This window comes from Thiosulfatihalobacter marinus, from assembly GCF_016019955.1.
In the GTDB taxonomy this organism is placed as follows: domain Bacteria; phylum Pseudomonadota; class Alphaproteobacteria; order Rhodobacterales; family Rhodobacteraceae; genus Shimia; species Shimia marinus_A.
On sequence record NZ_JAECRZ010000005.1, the window covers coordinates 239,110 to 259,268 of the forward strand.

Annotated in this window: 22 protein-coding genes; 11 read left to right on the forward strand and 11 right to left on the reverse strand. The window is 64.6% G+C overall.

Going from position 1 to position 20,159, the window contains the following annotated elements; all coding sequences use genetic code 11:
- On the forward strand, nt 1-396 hold the full coding sequence (locus I3253_RS10195; protein WP_197917546.1) for a F0F1 ATP synthase subunit epsilon: 396 nt from the start codon (nt 1-3) through the stop codon (nt 394-396).
- 112 nt (nt 397-508) lie between these two features.
- Entirely contained in the window at nt 509-865 is a 357-nt protein-coding gene (locus I3253_RS10200) for an H-type lectin domain-containing protein (protein WP_197917547.1), read from the forward strand.
- 51 nt (nt 866-916) lie between these two features.
- Here I3253_RS10200 and I3253_RS10205 read toward each other — a convergent pair whose 3' ends face one another.
- Nucleotides 917-1,933, reverse strand: coding sequence for a ribose-phosphate pyrophosphokinase (locus tag I3253_RS10205; protein WP_197917548.1), 1,017 nt, complete (start codon nt 1,931-1,933; stop codon nt 917-919).
- Between the two features lie 104 nt (nt 1,934-2,037).
- On the opposite strand from I3253_RS10205, the gene I3253_RS10210 reads away from it, so the two are divergent.
- Entirely contained in the window at nt 2,038-2,637 is a 600-nt protein-coding gene (locus I3253_RS10210) for a 2-hydroxychromene-2-carboxylate isomerase (protein ID WP_197917549.1), read from the forward strand.
- A gap of 68 nt (nt 2,638-2,705) precedes the next feature.
- On the opposite strand, the gene I3253_RS10215 is transcribed toward I3253_RS10210, so the two are convergent.
- From I3253_RS10215 to I3253_RS10245, 7 genes are all read right to left on the reverse strand, one after another.
- A complete protein-coding gene (locus tag I3253_RS10215; RefSeq protein ID WP_197917550.1) occupies nt 2,706-3,758 on the reverse strand; it encodes a threonine aldolase family protein in 1,053 nt (350 codons plus the stop codon).
- The gene (locus I3253_RS10220) at nt 3,758-4,231 is read right to left on the reverse strand and encodes a YcgN family cysteine cluster protein (protein ID WP_197917551.1); all 474 of its coding nucleotides are present in this window, start codon (nt 4,229-4,231) and stop codon (nt 3,758-3,760) included. Before I3253_RS10220 ends, I3253_RS10215 begins: the two co-directional genes overlap by 1 nt.
- The gene (locus I3253_RS10225) at nt 4,228-5,160 is read right to left on the reverse strand and encodes a bifunctional riboflavin kinase/FAD synthetase (RefSeq protein ID WP_197917552.1); all 933 of its coding nucleotides are present in this window, start codon (nt 5,158-5,160) and stop codon (nt 4,228-4,230) included. Before I3253_RS10225 ends, I3253_RS10220 begins: the two co-directional genes overlap by 4 nt.
- 47 nt (nt 5,161-5,207) lie before the next feature.
- A complete protein-coding gene (locus tag I3253_RS10230) occupies nt 5,208-5,651 on the reverse strand; it encodes a MaoC family dehydratase (protein WP_197917553.1) in 444 nt (147 codons plus the stop codon).
- 103 nt (nt 5,652-5,754) lie between these two features.
- A complete protein-coding gene (locus I3253_RS10235) occupies nt 5,755-6,630 on the reverse strand; it encodes a TIGR01459 family HAD-type hydrolase (RefSeq protein ID WP_197917554.1) in 876 nt (291 codons plus the stop codon).
- 118 nt (nt 6,631-6,748) lie between these two features.
- Nucleotides 6,749-7,483: a glycosyltransferase family 25 protein gene (locus tag I3253_RS10240; RefSeq protein WP_197917555.1), complete on the reverse strand. Its 735-nt coding sequence runs from the start codon at nt 7,481-7,483 to the stop codon at nt 6,749-6,751.
- Between the two features lie 192 nt (nt 7,484-7,675).
- The gene (locus I3253_RS10245) at nt 7,676-8,596 is read right to left on the reverse strand and encodes a manganese-dependent inorganic pyrophosphatase (RefSeq protein ID WP_197917556.1); all 921 of its coding nucleotides are present in this window, start codon (nt 8,594-8,596) and stop codon (nt 7,676-7,678) included.
- Between the two features lie 151 nt (nt 8,597-8,747).
- On the opposite strand from I3253_RS10245, the gene I3253_RS10250 reads away from it, so the two are divergent.
- Nucleotides 8,748-9,404, forward strand: coding sequence for a DUF2161 domain-containing phosphodiesterase (locus tag I3253_RS10250; RefSeq protein WP_197917557.1), 657 nt, complete (start codon nt 8,748-8,750; stop codon nt 9,402-9,404).
- Nucleotides 9,405-9,455: 51 nt separating this feature from the next.
- On the opposite strand, the gene I3253_RS10255 is transcribed toward I3253_RS10250, so the two are convergent.
- Complete coding sequence (locus I3253_RS10255; RefSeq protein WP_197917558.1) at nt 9,456-10,349, reverse strand: alpha/beta fold hydrolase; 894 nt, start codon at nt 10,347-10,349, stop codon at nt 9,456-9,458.
- A gap of 252 nt (nt 10,350-10,601) precedes the next feature.
- Between I3253_RS10255 and I3253_RS10260 the strand changes: the two genes are divergently transcribed.
- The 4 genes from I3253_RS10260 (at nt 10,602) to I3253_RS10275 (ending at nt 14,855) form a co-directional block, all read left to right on the forward strand.
- Entirely contained in the window at nt 10,602-10,889 is a 288-nt protein-coding gene (locus I3253_RS10260; protein WP_197917559.1) for a co-chaperone GroES, read from the forward strand.
- A 40-nt stretch (nt 10,890-10,929) separates the two neighbouring features.
- Complete coding sequence (gene groL, locus I3253_RS10265; RefSeq protein ID WP_197917560.1) at nt 10,930-12,573, forward strand: chaperonin GroEL; 1,644 nt, start codon at nt 10,930-10,932, stop codon at nt 12,571-12,573.
- Between the two features lie 288 nt (nt 12,574-12,861).
- Nucleotides 12,862-13,953: a ribosome small subunit-dependent GTPase A gene (gene rsgA, locus I3253_RS10270; RefSeq protein WP_197917561.1), complete on the forward strand. Its 1,092-nt coding sequence runs from the start codon at nt 12,862-12,864 to the stop codon at nt 13,951-13,953.
- A 59-nt stretch (nt 13,954-14,012) separates the two neighbouring features.
- Nucleotides 14,013-14,855, forward strand: a complete 843-nt coding sequence (locus I3253_RS10275) for a DMT family transporter (protein ID WP_332255713.1) — start codon at nt 14,013-14,015, stop codon at nt 14,853-14,855.
- Nucleotides 14,856-14,874: 19 nt separating this feature from the next.
- On the opposite strand, the gene I3253_RS10280 is transcribed toward I3253_RS10275, so the two are convergent.
- Nucleotides 14,875-15,318, reverse strand: coding sequence for an NUDIX domain-containing protein (locus I3253_RS10280; protein WP_197917562.1), 444 nt, complete (start codon nt 15,316-15,318; stop codon nt 14,875-14,877).
- Between the two features lie 59 nt (nt 15,319-15,377).
- Between I3253_RS10280 and I3253_RS10285 the strand changes: the two genes are divergently transcribed.
- Complete coding sequence (locus I3253_RS10285; RefSeq protein ID WP_197917563.1) at nt 15,378-16,163, forward strand: esterase/lipase family protein; 786 nt, start codon at nt 15,378-15,380, stop codon at nt 16,161-16,163.
- Nucleotides 16,141-17,295, forward strand: a complete 1,155-nt coding sequence (locus I3253_RS10290) for an alpha-D-ribose 1-methylphosphonate 5-triphosphate diphosphatase (RefSeq protein WP_332262129.1) — start codon at nt 16,141-16,143, stop codon at nt 17,293-17,295. The genes I3253_RS10285 and I3253_RS10290 overlap by 23 nt, the downstream gene beginning before the upstream one ends.
- Before the next feature lie 45 nt (nt 17,296-17,340).
- On the opposite strand, the gene I3253_RS10295 is transcribed toward I3253_RS10290, so the two are convergent.
- Nucleotides 17,341-18,252, reverse strand: a complete 912-nt coding sequence (locus I3253_RS10295; protein WP_197917565.1) for a pirin family protein — start codon at nt 18,250-18,252, stop codon at nt 17,341-17,343.
- Between the two features lie 209 nt (nt 18,253-18,461).
- Here I3253_RS10295 and I3253_RS10300 point away from each other — a divergent pair, with 209 nt between their 5' ends.
- Complete coding sequence (locus I3253_RS10300) at nt 18,462-20,093, forward strand: long-chain-fatty-acid--CoA ligase (protein ID WP_197917566.1); 1,632 nt, start codon at nt 18,462-18,464, stop codon at nt 20,091-20,093.
- Nucleotides 20,094-20,159: the final 66 nt, after the last annotated feature.

Sequence of the window (20,159 nt, forward strand, 5' to 3'; positions counted from 1 at the left end):
ATGGCTAACACGATGCAATTTGATCTGGTCAGCCCGGAGCGGAGCCTTGCTTCGCTTCAGGTGACGGCCGTGCAGATCCCCGGTGCGGATGGCGACATGACCGCCATGCCGGGCCATGCGCCCACGCTGACCTCGCTGCGCCCCGGCGTGGTCAAGGCTCAGTCGGCGGATGGCGAGAAGACCTTTGTCGTGACCCGCGGATTCGCGGAAATCTCGGCCGAGTCGATCTCGGTGATCGCAGAGCACGCCCATATCGGGGCGGTTGTGACCAAGGCCGATCTTGAGGACGTGCTGACAAGCGCCCGCAAGACGGCCCAGGACGCCGCCGCAGAGGACAAGGACGCCGCCGAGAAATTCGTCGCCGATCTGGTTCACCTGATGGATAGCATGGACTGATCCGGCGATGGCCGGACAGACAGGGGCCTCGCCGGTATCGGCGGGGTCTTTTTGTTTGCGCCATGCAATTTATGCTTGTGTGCGTGAGTGCGTGTCCTAATTTGGCAGGGCGATGAAAAAACTACGTAATCACTTTATTGGTGTGGATAGCGGCGATGTGGCGCTGTTCTCGGACTTTGAGGATGATGGCGAGATGTGGACCGGTGACGGCCCGCGCGCCCGCGCCCGGCTGATCAAGTTCTCCCAGAAGTTCAGAATGCCGCCGACGGTGCAGGTGGGGTTGTCATTGTGGGACATGGACAGCGAAACCAATATCCGGGCCGAGGTGGTGGCCGAACAGGTGACGAACCTGGGGTTCCAGCTGGTGTTTCGCACCTGGGGTGACAGCCGGGTGGCGCGGGTGCGCATGAACTGGCTGGCCATAGGCGAGCTGGCCTTTGCCGATGATTGGGCGGTGGATGTCGAATGACAAAAGCCACGCCCGGAGGCGTGGCCATGGCGGAACGCGAGGCGTCCGGGGTCAGACCTTGAACTGGCCCTCGTAGGCGGTTTCCAGGGTTTCGGTATCGAAAAGCGACGACACGCTGGTACCGGCGGCAATGTTCATGATCGCCTGCGAAAACATTGGCGCGGTGGGCACGATGCGGATGTTCTCGGCGTCCTGTACCGCTGGGGTGGGTTCGATGGAATCGGTGATGACCAGCGATTTCATCACCGACTTGGTGATGCGGCCCACGGCGGGGCCGGACAGGACGCCGTGCGAGATATAGGCGTGCACCTCGGTCGCGCCATGTTCCATGATTACCTCGGCTGCCTTGCACAGGGTTCCGGCGGTATCGCAGATGTCATCCACGATGATGCATTTCTTGCCTTCGACATTGCCGATCACGGTCATTTCGGCCACTTCGCCGGGCTTTTCGCGGCGTTTGTCGACGATGGCGAGCGGCGCATTGATGCGCTTGGCCAGTTCGCGGGCGCGGGCCACGCCGCCCACGTCGGGCGAGATGATCAGCACATCCTTGAGATCGTCCTTGAACTGGCTCAGGATATCGAGCGCGAAGATCGGCGAGGCATAGAGGTTGTCCACGGGGATGTCGAAGAACCCCTGAATCTGGGCGGCGTGCAGATCCATCGTGAGAACCCGCTCGATCCCGGCCTCGACCATCATGTTGGCCACCAGCTTGGCGGTAATCGGCGTGCGCGCCTTGGTGCGGCGGTCCTGGCGGGCATAGCCGAAATAGGGGATCACGGCGGTGATGCGGCTGGCCGAGGAGCGGCGCAGGGCATCGGACATGATCAGCAGTTCCATCAGGTTGTCATTTGCCGGGCGCGAGGTGGACTGGATGATGAACATATCCTCGCCGCGCACGTTTTCGTAAACCTCGACAAAGATCTCGGCATCGTTGAAGCGTTCGACGCGGGCGTCGACCAGCCCGACCTGCTGACCGCGATACATGGACATGCGGCGCGCGATGGCGTTGGCCAGCGGTTTGTTGGAATTGCCGGTGATCAGTTTCGGCTGTTGGATATTTGGCATTGCGATGGTCCCCAGGTGTCGCGGATGACAGATTCGTGACGTTGCCAACCGCTTAGCATGTGCCTAGGGTCCCGCAAAGCGACGCGCGTACCGGGGAGGCCCAAATGGCACATATCGACTACTATTTTTCGACAATTTCACCTTATGCCTATCTGGCGGGCGGGCGGCTGGAGGAGATCGCGGCCCGACACGGGGCGGCGATCACCTACAAGCCGCTGGACATCATGGCGCTGTTTGCCCGCACCGGCGGCACCTCCCCCCGGGATCGCCACCCGTCGCGCCAGGAATACCGGGCGCAGGATCTGGTGCGGCAGGCCAGGATGCTGGACCTGGAATTCAACCTGGCCCCGGCCCATTGGCCGACCAACATGGCGCCGTCCTCTTATGCGGTGATTGCCGCGCAGAATGCCGGGGGCGGCGATGTGGGCGCGCTGGCGCGGGCGCTGATGCGCGCCTGCTGGGTCGAGGAAAGGGACATCGCGCAGGACGACGTGATCAGGGCGTGTCTGGCGGGGGCCGGGTTTGACCCGTCGCTGGCCGACAGCGGATTGCTGGCCGGGGCGGAGACCTATGGGCGCAACCTGGAAGAGGCCGTGGCCGCGGGGGCCTTTGGATCGCCGTTTTACGTGACGGATGATGATGCGCGTTTCTGGGGGCAGGATCGGCTGGATTATCTGGACAGGCATCTTTCCGGCACGCTGTAAACGCGCCGGATCATCGCCCGGCCATCGCCGGGGCATGTCGCCGCCGCACGGCGCCGGGTATCGGCGGTTCAGGCCGCGTTGCGGGCGATTTCCAGAAAGCGGTCGATCTCTTCGGCGGGGAGTGACCAGTCGCATACGAACCGCGCCGTCACGGGGGCGGACGGATCGCGGCCTTCCAGGCTTCCGGACCAGATATGGTAGACCGCGCCGGCGGCAATCAGCCCCTTGTGCATGGCGCGCGGCATGGTGGCGAACACCATATTGGCCTGGGGTTCATGCGCAAAGCTGACACCGGCGATCTGGCGCAGCCCGGCCACGAGCCGCGCGGCATTGGTATTGGCCTTGCGCGCGGATTCGCGCCACAGGTCTTCGTGCAGATAGGCCTGCATCTGGGCCGACAGGTAGCGGTGCTTGGAAAACAGATGCGCGCCACGTTTGCGGCGCAGTTCGAACTCCCAGGCGTGTTTCGGATCAAAGAAGATCACCGCCTCGACCCCGAGGCAGCCATTCTTCGTGCCGCCAAAGCTGACCGCGTGGATGCCGGCCTTCCAGGTCATGTCCGCCGGAGAACAGTCCAGCGCCACAAGCGCGTTGGCAAAGCGGGCGCCGTCCAGATGCACCGGCAGATCGTGGGTTTCGGCCACGGCACACAGCGCGTTCAGTTCGTCCAGCGAATAGAGCGTGCCGCGTTCGGTCACCTGGGTGATCGACACCGGGCCGCGCTGGGGGCCGTGCACGCCACGGGTTTCCTCGGTCTCGATGGCGGCGCGCAGGGCGGTTGGGGTCATCTTGTCGCTATCCCCCACAAGGGTCAACTTGGCGCCGCCCGAGAAGAATTCGGGCGCGTTGCACTCGTCTTCGTGGATATGGGCGACGGGGGCGCAGAACACGGTTTGCCAGGGCTGGCACAGGGTTGCCAGCGCCAGCGAATTGGCGGCCGTGCCCGTGGCCACGAGATAGACGGCGGCCTCGGGGGCCTCGAAGATGTCGCGGATGCGCGCACGGACCTCTGTCATGATCGGATCGGTACCATAACTCATGGCATAGCCGGTATTGGCATCGGCCAGCGCGGCCATCACCTGGGGCAGGGCCGGGCCGGAATTGTCGGAGGCAAAAAACATCAGACGGGCTCCTCGATGATATGGTCTTCCCACTCGTCCTCGGGGGTTTCGAACTCGGATACTGTCATCCGGTAGACCGAGACACCAGCCCGGTGCACCGATCCCGGATCGCCCGAAATCAGCGGGTGCCAGTCAAACAGCGGCTTGCCCTCCCACAACAGGCGATAGGCGCAGGTCCGCGGCATCCAGTAGGCGTGGGTGTCCAGGTTTCTGGGGCTGAGCACGATACATTCGGGCACGAACTGGTGGCGGATGTCGTATTGCGTGCAGCGGCAGGTTTCGTCATCCAGCAGGCGACAGGCCACGCGGGTCAGGGCGACATGGCCTGTATCGGCGTCTTCCAGTTTGTTCAGGCAGCATTTTCCGCAGCCGTCGCACAGCGCCTCCCACTCTTGTTTCGAGAGCTTTTTCAGCGGCTTGCGTTCCCAGAAGCGGGGGGGCAGCCCATCACGGACAATCGGATCGCGGCTCATGGCGCGGCCAGGATCTCGCGGCAGCGGGCGCAGTCCCTGTCGATCTGTGCAACCAGCGCCTCGACACTGTCGTATTTTTCTTCGGGGCGCAGAAATTCGACCAGCGCAATGGACAGGTTGGTGCCGTAAAGGTCGCCGGAGAAATCGAAGATGAAGGTTTCGATATTGGGTTTGTTAACGCCGAACATCGGGCGCACGCCGACCGAGGCCGCGCCGTGATAGCTGCCTTTGTGGGGGCCTTCGAGCACGTCGATCAGCACGGCGTAGACGCCGAATTTCGGCGGGTGCAGCCCATCCAGTGACATGTTGGCGGTGGGAAATCCCAGGCCGCGCCCGCGCTGGTCTCCACCGATCACCGGGCCGTCGATCCGGTGCCAATGGCCCAGCATGGCGGCGGCGTCGCGCGGGCGGCCGTCGCTGAGAGCGTTGCGGATCGAGGTCGAGGAGACCTGGGCATCATCGGTTTGCAGCAGCGGCGCGACGGTAACGCCAAAGCCCATTTCAGCGCCGAATCCCTGAAGATCCCGCGCGGTACCGGCGCGCGCCTTGCCGAAACAGAAATCCGCCCCCACGACAACGTGGCGCAGCCCCAGCCCGTCGGCCAGCACGTCCTGCGCGAACTGGCGCGGGGTGAGGCCCGAAAGCGTGGCGTTGAAGGGCAGTTCATAAAGCCGCTGAACCCCAAGTTTTTCCAGCCGGTGGGCGCGGGTGTCGGCATTGGTCAGACGAAAGGGCGCGGTGTCGGGGGCAAAGAATTCCCGCGGGTGCGGTTCGAATGTGACAATGCCCAGCGGTGCGTCGGGCGCGGCGCCGCGGGCCATGTCGATCACCGACTGGTGGCCCAGATGCACACCGTCGAAATTGCCGATCGCGGCGCTGGCGCCGCGATCTGTTTCATTGACGAACTGGTAGTCCCGAATGATCCGCATGGGCTTGGCCTAGCGGTTTGTTCGCGGCCATGCAAGTGGGGGAAGTGTCAGTCGAATTTGCGCGACGGGGCCAGGACCGTGGCCTCGCCGATCAGCACCTTCTTGCCGTCCACGGCACAGTGGCAATCCAGCCGCACCCGGCGTTTGGCAAAGTCGATGTCGATCACCTTGACCTCGGCATGGACGGTGTCGCCGGGGCGCACGGGGGCGAGGAATTTCAGGGTCTGGCCCATGTAGACGGTGCCGTGGCCGGGCAGTTGTTCACCGATCACCGCCGAGATCAGGCCCGCGGTGAGCATCCCGTGGGCGATGCGTCCCTCGAAGATCGTGTCGTTGGCGTAGTCGTCATCCAGATGCACCGGGTTGCGGTCGGTCGAGACCTGCGCGAACATCTCGATATCCTGATCGGTCACGACCTTGCGCAGATAGCGCGACATGCCCATCTCGATATCTTCGATGCAGATGGTTCCGCGCGGCAGATTGTCCAACATTCGATCCTCCGGCCCTTGGCGTGTGGGTAATAAACAGACCAAGCGGCCCGCCGTTGGGCAACTTTATTACTTTGCAAGCGCAGAAAATCAACCCCTAATCGGGTCAGCGAAGCTGACCTATTGTATAGTTTGGGGCGCTGTTTTCCTTTGCCAGATAGGCTTTTAGCGCCTCCGGGTCGGGCTGGTGCGTCGTTTTGGTCTCCTGCGCGGCCAGCCCGCCCGAGATGAACAGCGAATCGATGTTTTCGCCCATCGCTCCGGCGATGTCGGTATGGGCGCCGTCGCCAACGGCAAGGATGGCGCTGTCGGGCACGTCATGGCCCAGCGCCGAAAGGCGGCGGCGGGCGAGATCGTAGATTGGCGGGTGGGGCTTGCCGAAATAGAGGCTTTCGCCGCCCATTTCGGTATAGAGCCGGGCCAAAGCGCCGGCGCACCATTCGCGAGTCTCGCCGCGATCCACGACGATATCGGGATTGGCGCAGAGCAGTTTCAGCCCCTTCTGTTTGGCATAGAGAAAGGCGGGGCGGTTTTCGGCGGGATCGGCATAGGGATCGTTGGGGCCGCAGCAGACGATGCCTTCGGCCTCTTCCAGCGGGACGATCCCGATCTCGGCGGGGCTGTCGACCACGGCGAGCGGTTCAAAGAACCCGGCGTCGCGATCCCAGTCGCCCATGAACAGTACCTTGTTGCCCACGGCACCGCGGAACATGGCCGAGCGGGCGCTGTCGCCGGAGGTGGCAATCGTGTCGTAAGCCTCTGGCGGGACGCCGAATTCCGCCAGTTGGATGGCCACCCCGGCGCGGGGTTTGGGCGAGTTGGTCACGAGCACGACAATGCCGCCAGCGGCGCGGTATTGCGCGAGGGCGGCCACTGCCGCGGGATAGGCGGTGATGCCGTTATGAACGCAGCCCCACAAATCGACGAACAGCGCATCGTAGCGGCCGGAGATTTCGGAAAGGGCGGTGATGATCCGGGTCATGGGCTGTCCTGTGCTGGGTGGCGCGTTGGCCCTGTCTATCGCAAAGCCGTTGCCCGAGTGCCAGTGAAAAGGGGCTTTGGCGCGCGTCGGCATCACGTCGGTATTACGTTGGTGCCGGTTATCCGCCGCGCCCGGCCCGGTTGCGCAGGCGACGCAGGGCCGCGGCGATGCTGCGCAGCGGTTCGATCCGGTCATAGACTCGCAGGGCGTGAATGTCGGTGCGCGAGGCGCGCTGACCCGCAAGGCAGGGCGTGGCGATGCGGAAAGTGATGCCGGGCACCTGCGTGCGCACCATGTTGAAGGCCCCGTCAAAGAACATCGATCCGCCCTTGGGGTGGCCCGAAGGGCGTGCGCGCACCGCTTCAAGATAGTCGTGAAACCCGGCGATGGTCTCGGCGCCCTGAATGGCCCAGAACTGGGTGCCGCGCGTGCCGGCGTGCCAGTCGGACAAGCCGGAATGGCCGGCGGGAGGATCATAGGGTTCGAGATAGCCCAGCGCGGCGATGGACCAGTCGGTTTCGCGCAGGTCTCGCAGCACGTCGGCCACGGTGTTTGGCGGCAGGTCGTCATTGAGGTGCAGGTCGTCCTCGCAGATCAGCACCCGCGTGAGGCCCCGGTCGCGGGCATCGGCCAGGATGCGGGTCTGGGACAGGAAATTGCCCAGCGACCCGACCGAGGGAAATTCGCCCTTCTCGGTGGGGCGGGAGGCCTTGAAGAACCGGATCCTGTCATTCGGGATCGTCATCCCGACGCGGGCAAATTCCGCGATTGTTTCCGCCCGCCGGTCGTCGCGGTGGGGCAGGTTGACGATATAGACCTGGTCGAACCAGTTGAAGAGATCGGCAAAGCTCATGCGTTCGGGGCCTGCTGTTGTTCGCGGGTCAGGCTAGAGGGGATTGGCGGCGGGAACTTGTCAAGGGTGGGGTGGAAAGGGGGAAAGGCGCCGGTTCGGGAGGCGCCGGAGCGGACGTAACGGGCCGGATTTGGCGGGGGATGAAAAAAGGCGCCCGGTGGGGCGCCTTTTCGCTGTGGAGATGCGGGCCGGTCAGACCTTGAGATTCGGGATGATCTGCTTTTTGCGGCTCATGATGCCGGGCAGGACCACGCTGTTTCCGGTGACGGTGGCGCCAAAGCTTTTCTCGGCCACGCCCTTGACCAGATCGTTGGGGACCAGAAGCGTGGCTTCTTCCCTGAGGATGTCGACAACGAACAGCAGCACCTCGTCCACGCCGTCTTCGGCGGCGACGGTCTTGAAGGTTTCGATCAGGCTGGCCTTGCGGTTCAGCGGGATCTCGGGGGCGGTGGTTTCCAGGACCGACACGCGGAACCTGGTGCCGTCGACCTCGTATTCCTTGGAGTCCATGCGGATCAGTTCGGCGTCCGAGAATTCCGACACGTCGGATTTGGCGGCGAACATTTCGGCGGCGTATTCGGTGACGTTGACGCCCAGATCGGCGGCCAGCGCGGCCACCACTTCGCGGTCGCGGTCGGTGGTGGTGGGCGAGCGGAATTCCAGCGTGTCGCTGAGGATGCAGGTCAGGGCCGCGCCCTTGATGTTGTCGGGCATTCTGGCGGCGTCGTCGCCCATCAGGTCATACATGATGGTGGCGGTGCAGGCCAGCGGGCGGATGGTGATGTCGATCGGGCCCCTGGTTTCCAGGCCGCCGACCAGTTTGTGGTGGTCGATGATCGCCTGCACGTCAGCGTCGTTGATATTGGCGGGCAGTTCCGCGGGGTTGTTGGTGTCGACCACGACGCAGGGCTGGCCGTCTTCGACATCGGCGATGATGTCGAGCATGTCAAAGCCCCAGCGTTGCAGCATGAAGGCGGCCTCGGTGTTGGGCTGGCCCAGCAGGACCGGTTTGGCATCGACGCCTTTGACATCCTTCAGGTACCAGGCCCAGATCAGCGGCGAGCCGGTGGAATCGGTATCGGGGGATTTGTGGCCGAAAACGAGGGTGGTCATGTCACGCAACCTTCTGAAAATGAGGAAATGGGGTGAATTTGCGCGCCTTATAGAAGGGGGATCGGGGTTTGTCACGCCCCGCGCGCGGGATGCGACCTCTGGGCACGGGGCATGGTTGGCGCGCGACGCGCGGGCGGGTAGAAGGGGGGCCATGAGCCAGTTGCGCGAAACCGATCTGTATGGGCCCGTCAAGGGCTGGCTGGAGGCGCGTGGCTTTGAGGTGAAGGCCGAGGTGGGCGCGGCGGATGTGGTGGCCTGCCGGGCGGGCGAAGACCCGGTGATCGTGGAACTGAAGCTGGGGTTTTCATTGACGCTGTTGCAGCAGGCGGTGGCACGCCAGGCGGTGACGGAGGCGGTGTATGTCGCGGTGCCACGCTGGAAAGGGCGCGCGGGCTGGAAGGCGTTCAGGGGCAATCTGGGGCTGTGCCGCCGGTTGGGGCTGGGGGTGGTTACGGTGCGCCCGGCGGATGGCGCGGTGGAGGTTCATGCCGATCCCGGCCCGTTTCAGCCGCGCCGGTCGACGGCACGCAGGGGGCGGCTGCTGAGCGCGTTCGCGCGGCTGGAGGGCGATCCCAACACGGGCGGAATGCGGGGCGAGCGGGTGACGGTGTACCGTCAGGACGCGCTGCGCTGCGCGGCCTACCTGATGGAGAACGGCGCCAGCAAGGGCGCGGTGGTGGCGCGTGAGACCGGGGTCGCGGGGGCGACGGCGATGATGCGGGCAAACCATTACGGCTGGTTCGAGAAGGTGGAGACCGGCATTTACATGCTGAGCGATGCCGGGGTGGCGGCGCTGGCGGAGGGGTAAGGCGCGCGCTCGCCGGCCCGGGCGGGCCTTGTTCGCGGCCGGGCGCCGGTGTCAGGTGGTCTTGTCGCCTCGTCGGGTGATGAAATCATCCACCATTTCCACAATGGACGGCGCCAGGGACGGGGTGATGATGTGGCCCATGCCCTTGATGGCGTGATAGTCGCATCCGGGGATCAGCTGGGCGATTTCGGCGCCCAGTTCCACCGGGATCAGCGCGTCGTCGACGCCATGGATGACCTGGCAGGGTAGGGTGACACGGGTGAGATCGGCGCGCCGGTCGGCGGCGGACAGGACCGCGAGCACCTGCCGGTTGATCCCCTCGGCATCGACGCCGCGCGCCCAGGCGCGTTCGGCCTCGGCGCGGATATCGGCCTCGGGCATGGGAAAGCCGGGGCTGCCGTGATTGGCGTGCTCCTGCACCCAGCTTTCGATATAGGCGTCCCGTTCCATCGGGTATGAAAGCAGGCGGGCAAGGACATCGTGCCCGGACTCGCCAGAGGTGAGCGGGCGGGCCGCCGACATCACGATGGTTGCGGTGCGCAGCCGGTCGGGGTGGTTGATGCACAGGGTCTGGGCGATGCCCCCGCCCATGGAGATGCCGAAGATATGCGCCGTGGCGATGTTCAGTGCATCCATGAGCCCGACGACATCGTTGGCCATGTCGGCCAGCGTGTAGGCCGCCGGAACCGGGGCGCCGGAGGCAGCGAGCGCGAGGATCGCTTGGGCATCGCCCGGCGCGTGATCGGCGGGGCAGCGCGCGGACAGGCCCACATCGCGATTGTCGAAGATGATCGTGCGATACCCCTTCGCGGCCAGCCCCTGGTAAAGCTCGGCTGGCCAGTGGATGAGCTGTGAGCCCAGGCCGCGAATCAGAATCAGCGGAATGCCGTCGGCGGGGCCGTATTCCTCGGCTTCCAGCGTGATGCCGTTGGCGGTGATCTGCATGACGTTCCCTTTCCGGTCCGGGTTGAGCCAGAGTAGCGACGCGCAGCGGATTGTAAATCGCCGGAAACCGGCCGCGACCGGTGTTTTTCAAACATGCTGCGATGCGGCGAAAGTTTTGAGAGAATTTTGCGTTGGCGATGTTGACTTGGGGGGGCGACCTGCCTAGCTATGCCCCGTTATCACTCGCTTTCGAGGAGTGCTAACGACTCCGCTGAGGAGTCAGGGAGACAACTAGTTAGGGAAACCTAGACAATGGCATTTACACCTCTGCATGACCGTGTGTTGGTTCGTCGCGTCGAAAGCGACGAGAAAACCAAGGGCGGCCTGATCATCCCCGATAGCGCCAAGGAAAAACCCGCCGAGGGCGAAATCGTTGCCGTGGGCGCCGGCCTGCGTGACGATGATGGCGACCGTATCGCTCTGGATGTCAAGGCAGGCGACAAGATCCTGTTTGGCAAATGGTCGGGCACCGAAATCACCCTGGACGGTGAAGAGCTGCTGATCATGAAAGAATCCGACATCATGGGCATCATTGCCTGATCGTCGCTGACACGTAACACGAAATTTCAGGAGCAAGCACATGTCTGCAAAAGACGTCAAGTTTGACACCGATGCCCGCAATAAGATGCTCAGGGGCGTCAACATTCTCGCCGACGCGGTCAAAGTGACCCTCGGCCCCAAGGGCCGCAACGTGGTTCTGGACAAGTCGTTCGGCGCGCCGCGCATCACCAAGGACGGTGTGTCGGTTGCCAAGGAAATCGAACTGGAAGACAAGTTCGAGAACATGGGCGCGCAGATGGTGAAAGAAGTCGCCAGCCGCACCAATGACGAGGCCGGCGACGGCACCACCACCGCCACCGTTCTGGCGCAAGCCATCGTGAAGGAAGGCCTCAAGCAGGTTGCTGCCGGTCTGAACCCGATGGACCTGAAGCGCGGTATCGATCTGGCCACCGCAAAGGTTGTCGAAGGCATCAAGGCCGCTGCCCGCGACGTGACCGACAGCGCCGAAGTGGCGCAGGTTGGCACCATCTCGGCCAACGGCGAAGCCGAAATCGGCCGTCAGATCGCGGATGCGATGCAGAAGGTTGGCAACGAGGGTGTCATCACCGTCGAGGAAAACAAGGGTCTGGAAACCGAGACCGATGTTGTCGAAGGGATGCAGTTCGACCGCGGCTACCTGTCGCCGTATTTCGTGACCAACGCCGACAAGATGATCGCAGAGCTTGATGACTGCATGATCCTGCTGCACGAGAAGAAGCTCTCGTCGCTTCAGCCGATGGTTCCGCTGCTGGAATCGGTGATCCAGTCGCAAAAGCCGCTGCTGATCATCGCCGAGGACGTGGAAGGCGAAGCGCTGGCGACCCTCGTGGTCAACAAGCTGCGCGGTGGCCTGAAAATCGCTGCCGTCAAGGCACCGGGCTTTGGCGATCGCCGCAAGGCAATGCTTCAGGATATCGCGATCCTGACCGGCGGCCAGGTGATTTCGGAAGACCTGGGGATGAAGCTTGAGAACGTGACCATGGACATGCTTGGCACCGCCAAGAAAATCCAGATCACCAAGGACGAGACCACCATCGTCGACGGAGCTGGCGAGAAGGCGGAAATCGAAGCCCGCGTGGCCCAGATCCGCACCCAGATCGAAGAAACCTCGTCGGATTACGACCGTGAGAAGCTGCAAGAGCGCGTGGCCAAGCTGGCCGGTGGTGTTGCCGTGATCCGCGTCGGTGGCATGACCGAAGTGGAAGTGAAAGAGCGTAAGGACCGTGTGGACGATGCCCTGAACGCAACCCGCGCCGCCGTTCAGGAAGGCGTTGTTGTCGGGGGCGGTGTCGCTCTGGTTCAGGCTGGCAAGGCTCTGGCCGATCTGGAAGGCGCGAACTCGGACCAGACTGCCGGTATCGTGATCGTGCGCAAGGCCATCGAAGCGCCGCTGCGCCAGATTGCCGAGAACGCGGGCGTTGACGGTGCGGTTGTTGCCGGCAAGGTGCGCGAAAGCGACGACGTGACCTTTGGCTTCAACGCCCAGACCGAAGAATATGGCGACATGTTCAAATTCGGCGTGATCGACCCGGCCAAAGTGGTGCGTACCGCTCTGGAAGACGCGGCCTCGATCGCCGGTCTGCTGATCACCACCGAAGCCATGGTGGCCGACAAGCCCGCCAAGGAAGGCTCGGCCGCTGGCGGCGGCATGCCCGACATGGGCGGCATGGGCGGCATGATGTAAGGTTTTCGCAGTCGCGAAACCTTGCCTTGGCAAGACAGAGAGAGGGGTCGCCCACGGGCGGCCCCTTTTTTCGTGGCTGTGCGGATTGAATACGGCACCGGGCGCGTATAGTTTGAGCGCGAACCAAAGGAGATTTCATGGCCCGTTGAGGTGGGAAGGCACAGCGTCCTTCCAAGGCAAACCCGAACTGCAAGCCGTCCTGCCAGGGGGCGGGGTTGATTGGGGTGCCTGTTGTTCAACGATATTGTCCAGTCGGCGCCTGACGCCGCGCCAAGAAGGTAAGACGCCATGACACGGGATTTTTCCCAGTTTTTCTCGGATAGCACGCAGCCCCCTCGATCCTCCGGGGAAAAGACCGGGATCTCCGGTTTGGCCCGGTTGGGGTGGCAGCCGTTTTTTGCCCAACAGACGGACCCTGAAACGAGGCAGCGCACGCCGCCGGTACGGGTGAGCGAGGTGCATCGCAACGGGTTGCGCGTGCTGGGCGAAGGGATCGAGGGCATGATCCCGGCCGGGCCGGAGGCGACCGTGGGGGATTGGTTCCTGTATGACGGGGAAGCCCCGGGCAGGAGCGAATTGCTGGCGCGCAAGAGCCTGTTCAGGCGCCGTGCGCCGGGCCATGATCGCCGGGTGCAGCTGATCGCGGCAAATGTGGATACGGTATTCGCCGTGACCTCGTGCAACGCGGATTTCAATATCGCGCGCCTGGAGCGCTATGTGGCATTGGCGATGGAGGCCGGGGTAACGCCGGTGATCCTGTTGACCAAGGCCGATCTGTGCGAGGATCCGCAGAGCTATGTGCACGCGGCGATGGCGGTGTCGGACCGGGTGGTCGTTGTGGCGCTGAACGCGCTGAGCGACGAGCCGGTGGACAAGCTGGCCGATTGGTGCAGGCCGGGTCAGACAGTGGCGTTCATGGGCAGTTCGGGGGTGGGCAAGTCGACACTGGTGAACGCGGTGTTCCAGGAGGGGCGGGTGGCGACGGCCGGTATTCGCGAGGACGATGCAAAAGGGCGCCATACAACCACCGCGCGGCAGCTGCATTTCACGCCCGACGGGGTGGCGGTATTGGACACGCCGGGGATGCGGGAGTTGCAGATGACGGATGCCGGTGACGGCATTGCCGATCTGTTCGCGGATGTGACCGGGCTGGCGGCGGCATGCCGGTTTCGCGACTGTGCGCATGACAGCGAGCCGGGTTGCGCGGTGACAGAGGCGATCGCGCAGGGCGCGTTGGATCGGGCGCGTTTGGCGCGGTGGCGCAAGCTGGTGGCGGAGGACCGGTTCAATTCGGCCTCGCTGGCCGAGCGGCGATCTGCCGACAAGAGCTTTGGCAAGATGGTGCGCGCTGTCATGAAGGACAAGAAACCCCGGCGATAGACGGGGGCACGACGTTGTGGCGAACTGAGTGCAGGCTCCCTTGCCCTTGGGCATCCCGCGTGCCACTTGGGGTCATGCGCCTGTTCCTGCTCACCGCCCTCACGATGACCGCCTTTGCCGCCAATTCGGTGCTCAACCGCGCCGCAGTGGGCGGGACGGACATGGATCCGGTGACATTCGGCGCGGTGCGGCTGGCGGCGGGCGCGGTGATGCTGGCGGGGCTGGTGGCGGTGCAGGGGCGTGGTTTCGCGCCCGCTGGCCGTGGGCGGATTGTGGGGGTTGGCGCGCTGCTCGTCTATATATTCGGCTTTTCGCTGGCCTATCTGTCGCTGGATGCCGGGCTTGGCGCGCTGATCCTGTTTGGCGTGGTGCAGGTAACGATGTTTGCCGGCGCGCTGGCGCGGCGCGAGCCGGTGCCGGGTGCGCGATGGCTGGGCGCGGGGCTTGGGCTGACCGGGCTGGTGTGGCTGTTATGGCCGGGGGGCGCGGTAAGCGTGCCGATCGGGCATGGTGCGCTGATGGTGGCGGCGGGGATCGGGTGGGGCGTGTATTCATTGCAGGGCCAGCGCGAGCGCGACGCCACGCAGGCCACGGCGATGAATTTCCTGCTGGCGGCTCCGGTGGCGGTGGCGGGCGCGTGGGTGTTTGGTGCTGGCGCAATCAGCGGGGCGGGAGTGACGCTGGCGATCGTGTCCGGGGCACTGACCTCGGGATTGGGCTATGCGCTGTGGTACGCGCTGATCCCCGCGCTGGGCGCGGGCCGGGCGGCGGTGGCGCAGCTGAGCGTGCCGGTGCTCGCGCTGGGCGGCGGCATGGTGGTTCTGGGTGAACCGGTGACATGGCGGTTTGTGGCGGCGGCGGCGCTGGTGCTGGGCGGTGTGTTGGTGTCGATGCGGCGCTGAGCCGGGCGCGCGGCGTGCGTCAGGCTTTGACGATCGCTTCCAGGGGATCGTAGAGCAGCGCGTTTGACCAGGCGGCGCGGGCCAGGCTGTCGGGTTTGTGGGGCAGTTGGGCAAGTTCGGCGCGGCTGACGAAACGCCGCCGGGTGACGATGTTTTCCGGGTCGCGCCAGGCATCGGACAGAACGCCCGCCGTGACGCTGCACCGAAAGTAGATGTCGACCTGGTGAAACGTGCCGTCGGGATCGTGAAATTCATTGATCAGGCAGGGCGCACCCACGGCGATGGTCAGGCCGGTTTCCTCGTGAATTTCGCGTTTCAGGTTGTCGGGCAGGGACGCGCCGCGTTCGACCCCGCCGCCGGGCGCGCACCACAGGTTGCCCCGGCCCTTGGGGTAGGCGTTGACCATCAGCAGGCGATTGTCGTGCAGGATCAGGGCGCGGGCGGCAAGACGGGGCGGGGACATGTGCGGGTTCCGTTGCGTTTTGGCTTTTGTAGGCGGACCGAATTGCCTATCTCAAGGATATGTTGCGGTTCATTGTTCTTTTGCTGGGGCTGAATGTCGGGCTGCCCGGGGCGGCGCGGGCGGATTGTGTCGTGTTGCTGCATGGGCTGGCGCGCACGGAAAACTCTTTTGTGCTGATGGAAGCCGCGCTGGAACGCTATGGCTATGAGGTGGTGCGCCCGGGCTATCCGTCGACCCGCAAGGAAATCGAGACCCTTGCGCAGGAGACCTTGCCGCGCGCGGTTGCGAAATGCGAGGGGCGCAAGCTGAATTTCGTGACCCATTCGATGGGTGGGATTCTGTTGCGGCTGTGGCTGCTGGACAACCGCCCGCCCAATCTGGGCCGGGTGGTGATGCTGGCGCCGCCCAACCAGGGATCGGAACTGGTGGATGTGCTGGGCCAGCTGGAGCCGTTTGACTGGATCAACGGGCCGGCGGGCGCGCAGCTTGGCACGCACGGGCTGCCGACAGAGCTGCCGCCGGTGAATTTCGAGCTGGGGGTGATTGCCGGGGACCGGTCGCTGAACCCGTTCTATTCGGCGCTGATCGAGGGACCGGACGATGGCAAGGTTTCGGTTGCCAGTACGCGGGTGGCGGGGATGGCGGATCATCTGGTGTTGCCGGTAACGCATACGTTCATGATGAACAATCCGATGGTGATTGCCCAGGTGCGGCTGTTCCTGGAGAATGGCGCCTTTGATCACGACATGAAATGGGGCGACGCCGAGGCGACGCTGGAAGAGATCGAGCTGTGGCGGAAAGGCGGTTGTGATGGCGAACCCTGTGACGACGAGCCCCCTGGCTGATCTGGACCTGGTCGGCGCCGAGGTGCTGGGCCCCGACGGGCTGAACAAGGGTGCGATCTGTCTGCGCGATGGGTGGATCGCCGCGCCGGACCGGGCGGGGCGGCGGGTGGATCTGAGCGGGTATCGCATTCTGCCCGGCATCGTGGACATTCACGGCGACGGGTTCGAGCGTCACCTTGCGCCGCGCCGGGGGGTGATGACCAGCCTGGCGCCGGGGCTGGGGTCGACGGATGCCGAGCTGGCGGCGAACGGCATCACCACCGCCGTGCTGGCGCAGTTCTGGAGTTGGGAAGGCGGGATGCGGGGGCCGGATTTCGCCCGCCGCGTCCTGGAGGCGCTGGCACAGGAGCCGATGTTGACCGATTGCCGGGTGCAGTTGCGGTTCGAGACCCATTTGCTGGAGGATTACGCGGCGTTCGAAGAGGCCGTGGCGGCGTATGGTGTGGACTATGTGGTGTTCAACGATCACCTGCCGCATGACGCGCTGGCAAAGGGCAGGCGGCCGCCGCGCCTGACGGGGCAGGCGCTCAAGAGTGGGCGCAGCCCCGAGACCCATCTGGCGATGTTGCAGGCGTTGCACGCGGGCCGCGATGCGGTGCCCGGGGCGGTTGGCGCGCTGGCGGCGCGTTTGGCGGCGCGCGGCGTGCGGCTGGGCAGCCATGACGACCCGGATGCGGGCACGCGGCGGGACTGGCGCGCGCGCGGCGCGGCGATTTCGGAGTTTCCTGAGACCCGCGCGGCGGCGCTGGCGGCGCGGCAGGGGGGGGATGCGGTGATTCTGGGCGCGCCCAACGTGGTGCGGGGCGGATCGCATTCGGGCAAGGTGGCGGCGCGGGATCTGATCGGTGAAGGGCTGTGTGATGCGCTGGCATCGGATTATCACTATCCGGCGCCGCGGCTGGCGGTATTGCGGCTGGTGGCGGACGGCGTGGTGTCGCTTGAGGACGGCTGGGCGCTGATCTCGTCGCGGCCCGCCGCCCTGCTGGGGCTGGCGGATCGTGGCGTGCTGGCGGAGGGCCGACGCGCCGATCTGGTTGTGATGGACCCGGTCACGGGGCGGATCGGGGCCACGATCTGTGCCGGGCGGATCAGCCATATGGCGGGCGCGGTGGCGGCGCGGTTCCTGGGCTGAGGGCGGCGCGCGGCCGGAACCGGGCCACGCGCCGACGCAGCGTTGCTAATGCGCCGGTTTGATGAAGGTGCCGTTTCTGAGATCGGCAAAGGCCTGGCGCAGTTCCTCCTGGGTGTTCATCACGATCGGCCCGTGCCATGCCACCGGTTCCTGGATCGGCTGGCCCGAGACCAGCAGGAAACGCACGCCCTGTTCACCTGCCTGCACGGTGACTTCGTCGCCATTGCCAAAGCGGATCAGGGTACGGTCGCCGGACATGTCGCGGATATTGACCTCTTCTCCGGCCACGTCTTTTTCCAGCAGGATGCCGGTGGGGCGGGAGGCATCGGCAAAGGCGCCGGCCCCCTCGAACACATAGGCGAATGCGCGGCGGCGGGTGTCGATCGGGAAGGTTTTCTTTACCCCGGCAGGCACGGTGACATCCAGGAACATCGGATCGGCGGCGATCCCGTCCACCGGGCCGGTGCGGCCCCAGAAGCTGCCGATGATCACACGAACGCGGGTGCCGTCATCCTCGACGATCTCGGGAATTTCGCGGGCCGCGACATCCTGATAGCGCGGATCGGTCATCTTCAGGTCGCGCGGCAGGTTGGCCCAGAGCTGAAACCCGTGGTTGACGCCCTGGGCATCCGGGGAGGGCATTTCCTGATGCATGATCCCCGATCCGGCGGTCATCCACTGTACGTCGCCCGCGCCCAGATTGCCGGTGTTGCCCAGGCTGTCCTGATGTTCCACGGCGCCCGAGAGCACGTAGGTGATGGTTTCGATGCCGCGATGCGGGTGCCAGGGAAATCCCGCCTGATACTTGCCCGGATCATCGTTGCGGAAATGATCCATCAGCAGGAACGGGTCAAGCTCGCTGGGATCCCGGAACCCGAAGGCGCGGTGCAGGTGCACGCCGGCGCCTTCCATCGTGGATTGGGCCCGGCGCGTTTCAAGAACGGGTCTGATCGACATGATGACTCTCCTTTGCCAAAGATGTAGGCCGTGGCCGGTCCGCGTGCAATCGGCGGCTCTGTGCGGGAACGAGCGCGGTCTGTGCGAAAATCGCCACAGACTGCCGTAACGTCCCTTTCCAAATCCCCGCATTCTCGGACATTGTGTTTTGAAACGGGGCGAAACCCGTGTTGATGATACATCAATACAAATGGGGAGGAGACCATTTCATGCTTGGGTCGATGATGAACGTTCCGCTCAATATCGCGGATGTCCTGAAATATGCCGCCGATGTGCATCCCACCGGCGAGATCGTGTCGGTGCGCACCGAGGGCGACATTCACCGCACCACCTACAAGGACACGCTGGGGCGGGTCTCGCAACTGGCGCACGCGCTGACGGCGCAGGGTGTGCGGGTGGGCGACCGGATCGCGACGCTGGCCTGGAACGGGTATCGTCACTTTGAGCTGTATTACGCGATTTCGGGCATTGGCGCGGTGTGCCACACGATCAACCCGCGCCTGTCGGCCGAGCAGATGAGCTATATCATTTCCCATGCCGAAGACACGATGCTGTTTGTCGACACGACCTTTGTGCCCATCGTCGCGGCGTTGCGCGCGCAGTGGCCGGCCGGGCTGAAAATCGTGGTGATGACCGACAGGGCGCATATGCCCGGGGGCGATGACCTGTGTTACGAAGAGTTGCTGGACGGGCAGGCCACAACCTTTGACTGGCCGGTACTGGATGAAAACACCGCCTCGGGCCTGTGCTATACATCGGGCACGACCGGCAATCCCAAGGGCACGCTGTATTCCCACCGCTCGACCGTGCTGCATGCCTTCATGGAGGCGGTCAGCCTGCCCAACGTGTTGCAACCGGGGCGCCGGATCCTGCCGGTTGTGCCGCTGTTTCACGTCAATGCCTGGGGCCTGCCCTATGCCGCGCCGCTGACCGGTGCGTCGCTGGTCTTTCCCGGCGCGGCGCTGGATGGCGAAAACCTGTTCCGGCTGATGGATACCGAACAGGTTTATTCCGCCTGGGGCGTGCCCACGGTCTGGCTGGGCCTTCAGGGCGAGATCAAAAAGCAGGGGCGGCTGCCGCAGGGGCTGGCGGATGTGGTGATCGGTGGCTCGGCGGCGCCGGCCTCGATGATCCGGGGGTTCGAGGCGCAGGGGGTGAATGTCTGTCATGCCTGGGGCATGACCGAGATGTCGCCGATCGGCACCACCGGCAATCTGCCGCCGCATCTTGAGGGTCTGTCGCTGGACGACAAGCTGGCGCTCAAGTCCAAACAGGGGCGCCGCACCTGTCTTGTGGACCTGAAGATCGTTGACGAGGATGGCAAGCGCCTGCCACATGACGGCGTGGCGGCGGGCGAGCTTTACGTGCGCGGCCCGGCGATCACGGCGGGGTATTACAAGAATGACGACGCCAATGCAGGGGCCTTTGACCGCGAAGGCTGGTTTGGCACCGGCGACATTGCAACCATTGACGCGGATGGTTTCCTGGCGATCACCGACCGGGCGAAGGACCTGATCAAATCCGGCGGAGAGTGGATTTCATCCATCGATCTGGAAAACGTGGTCATGGCCCATCCCGGGGTGGCCAATTGCGCGGTTATCGCGCTGCCCCATCCGAAATGGGACGAGCGGCCGCTGATGATCGTGGTGCCCGCCGGCGAGTCCCGGCCCGAGGTAAGCGAATTGATGACGTTGTTGTCCGAACATTTCGCCAAGTGGCAATTGCCCGACGACGTGGTGTTTGTCGGGGAACTGCCGCTGACGGCGACCGGCAAGGTGTCCAAGCTGACATTGCGTACGCAGTTTGCGCACCATGTCCTGCCGGACATGGAACAGGACTGACAGGAACCGACCGGATGTCTGCCGCTGTCCGCGGTCCGGTCCGGCAGGGAATCAAAACGAGAGGAA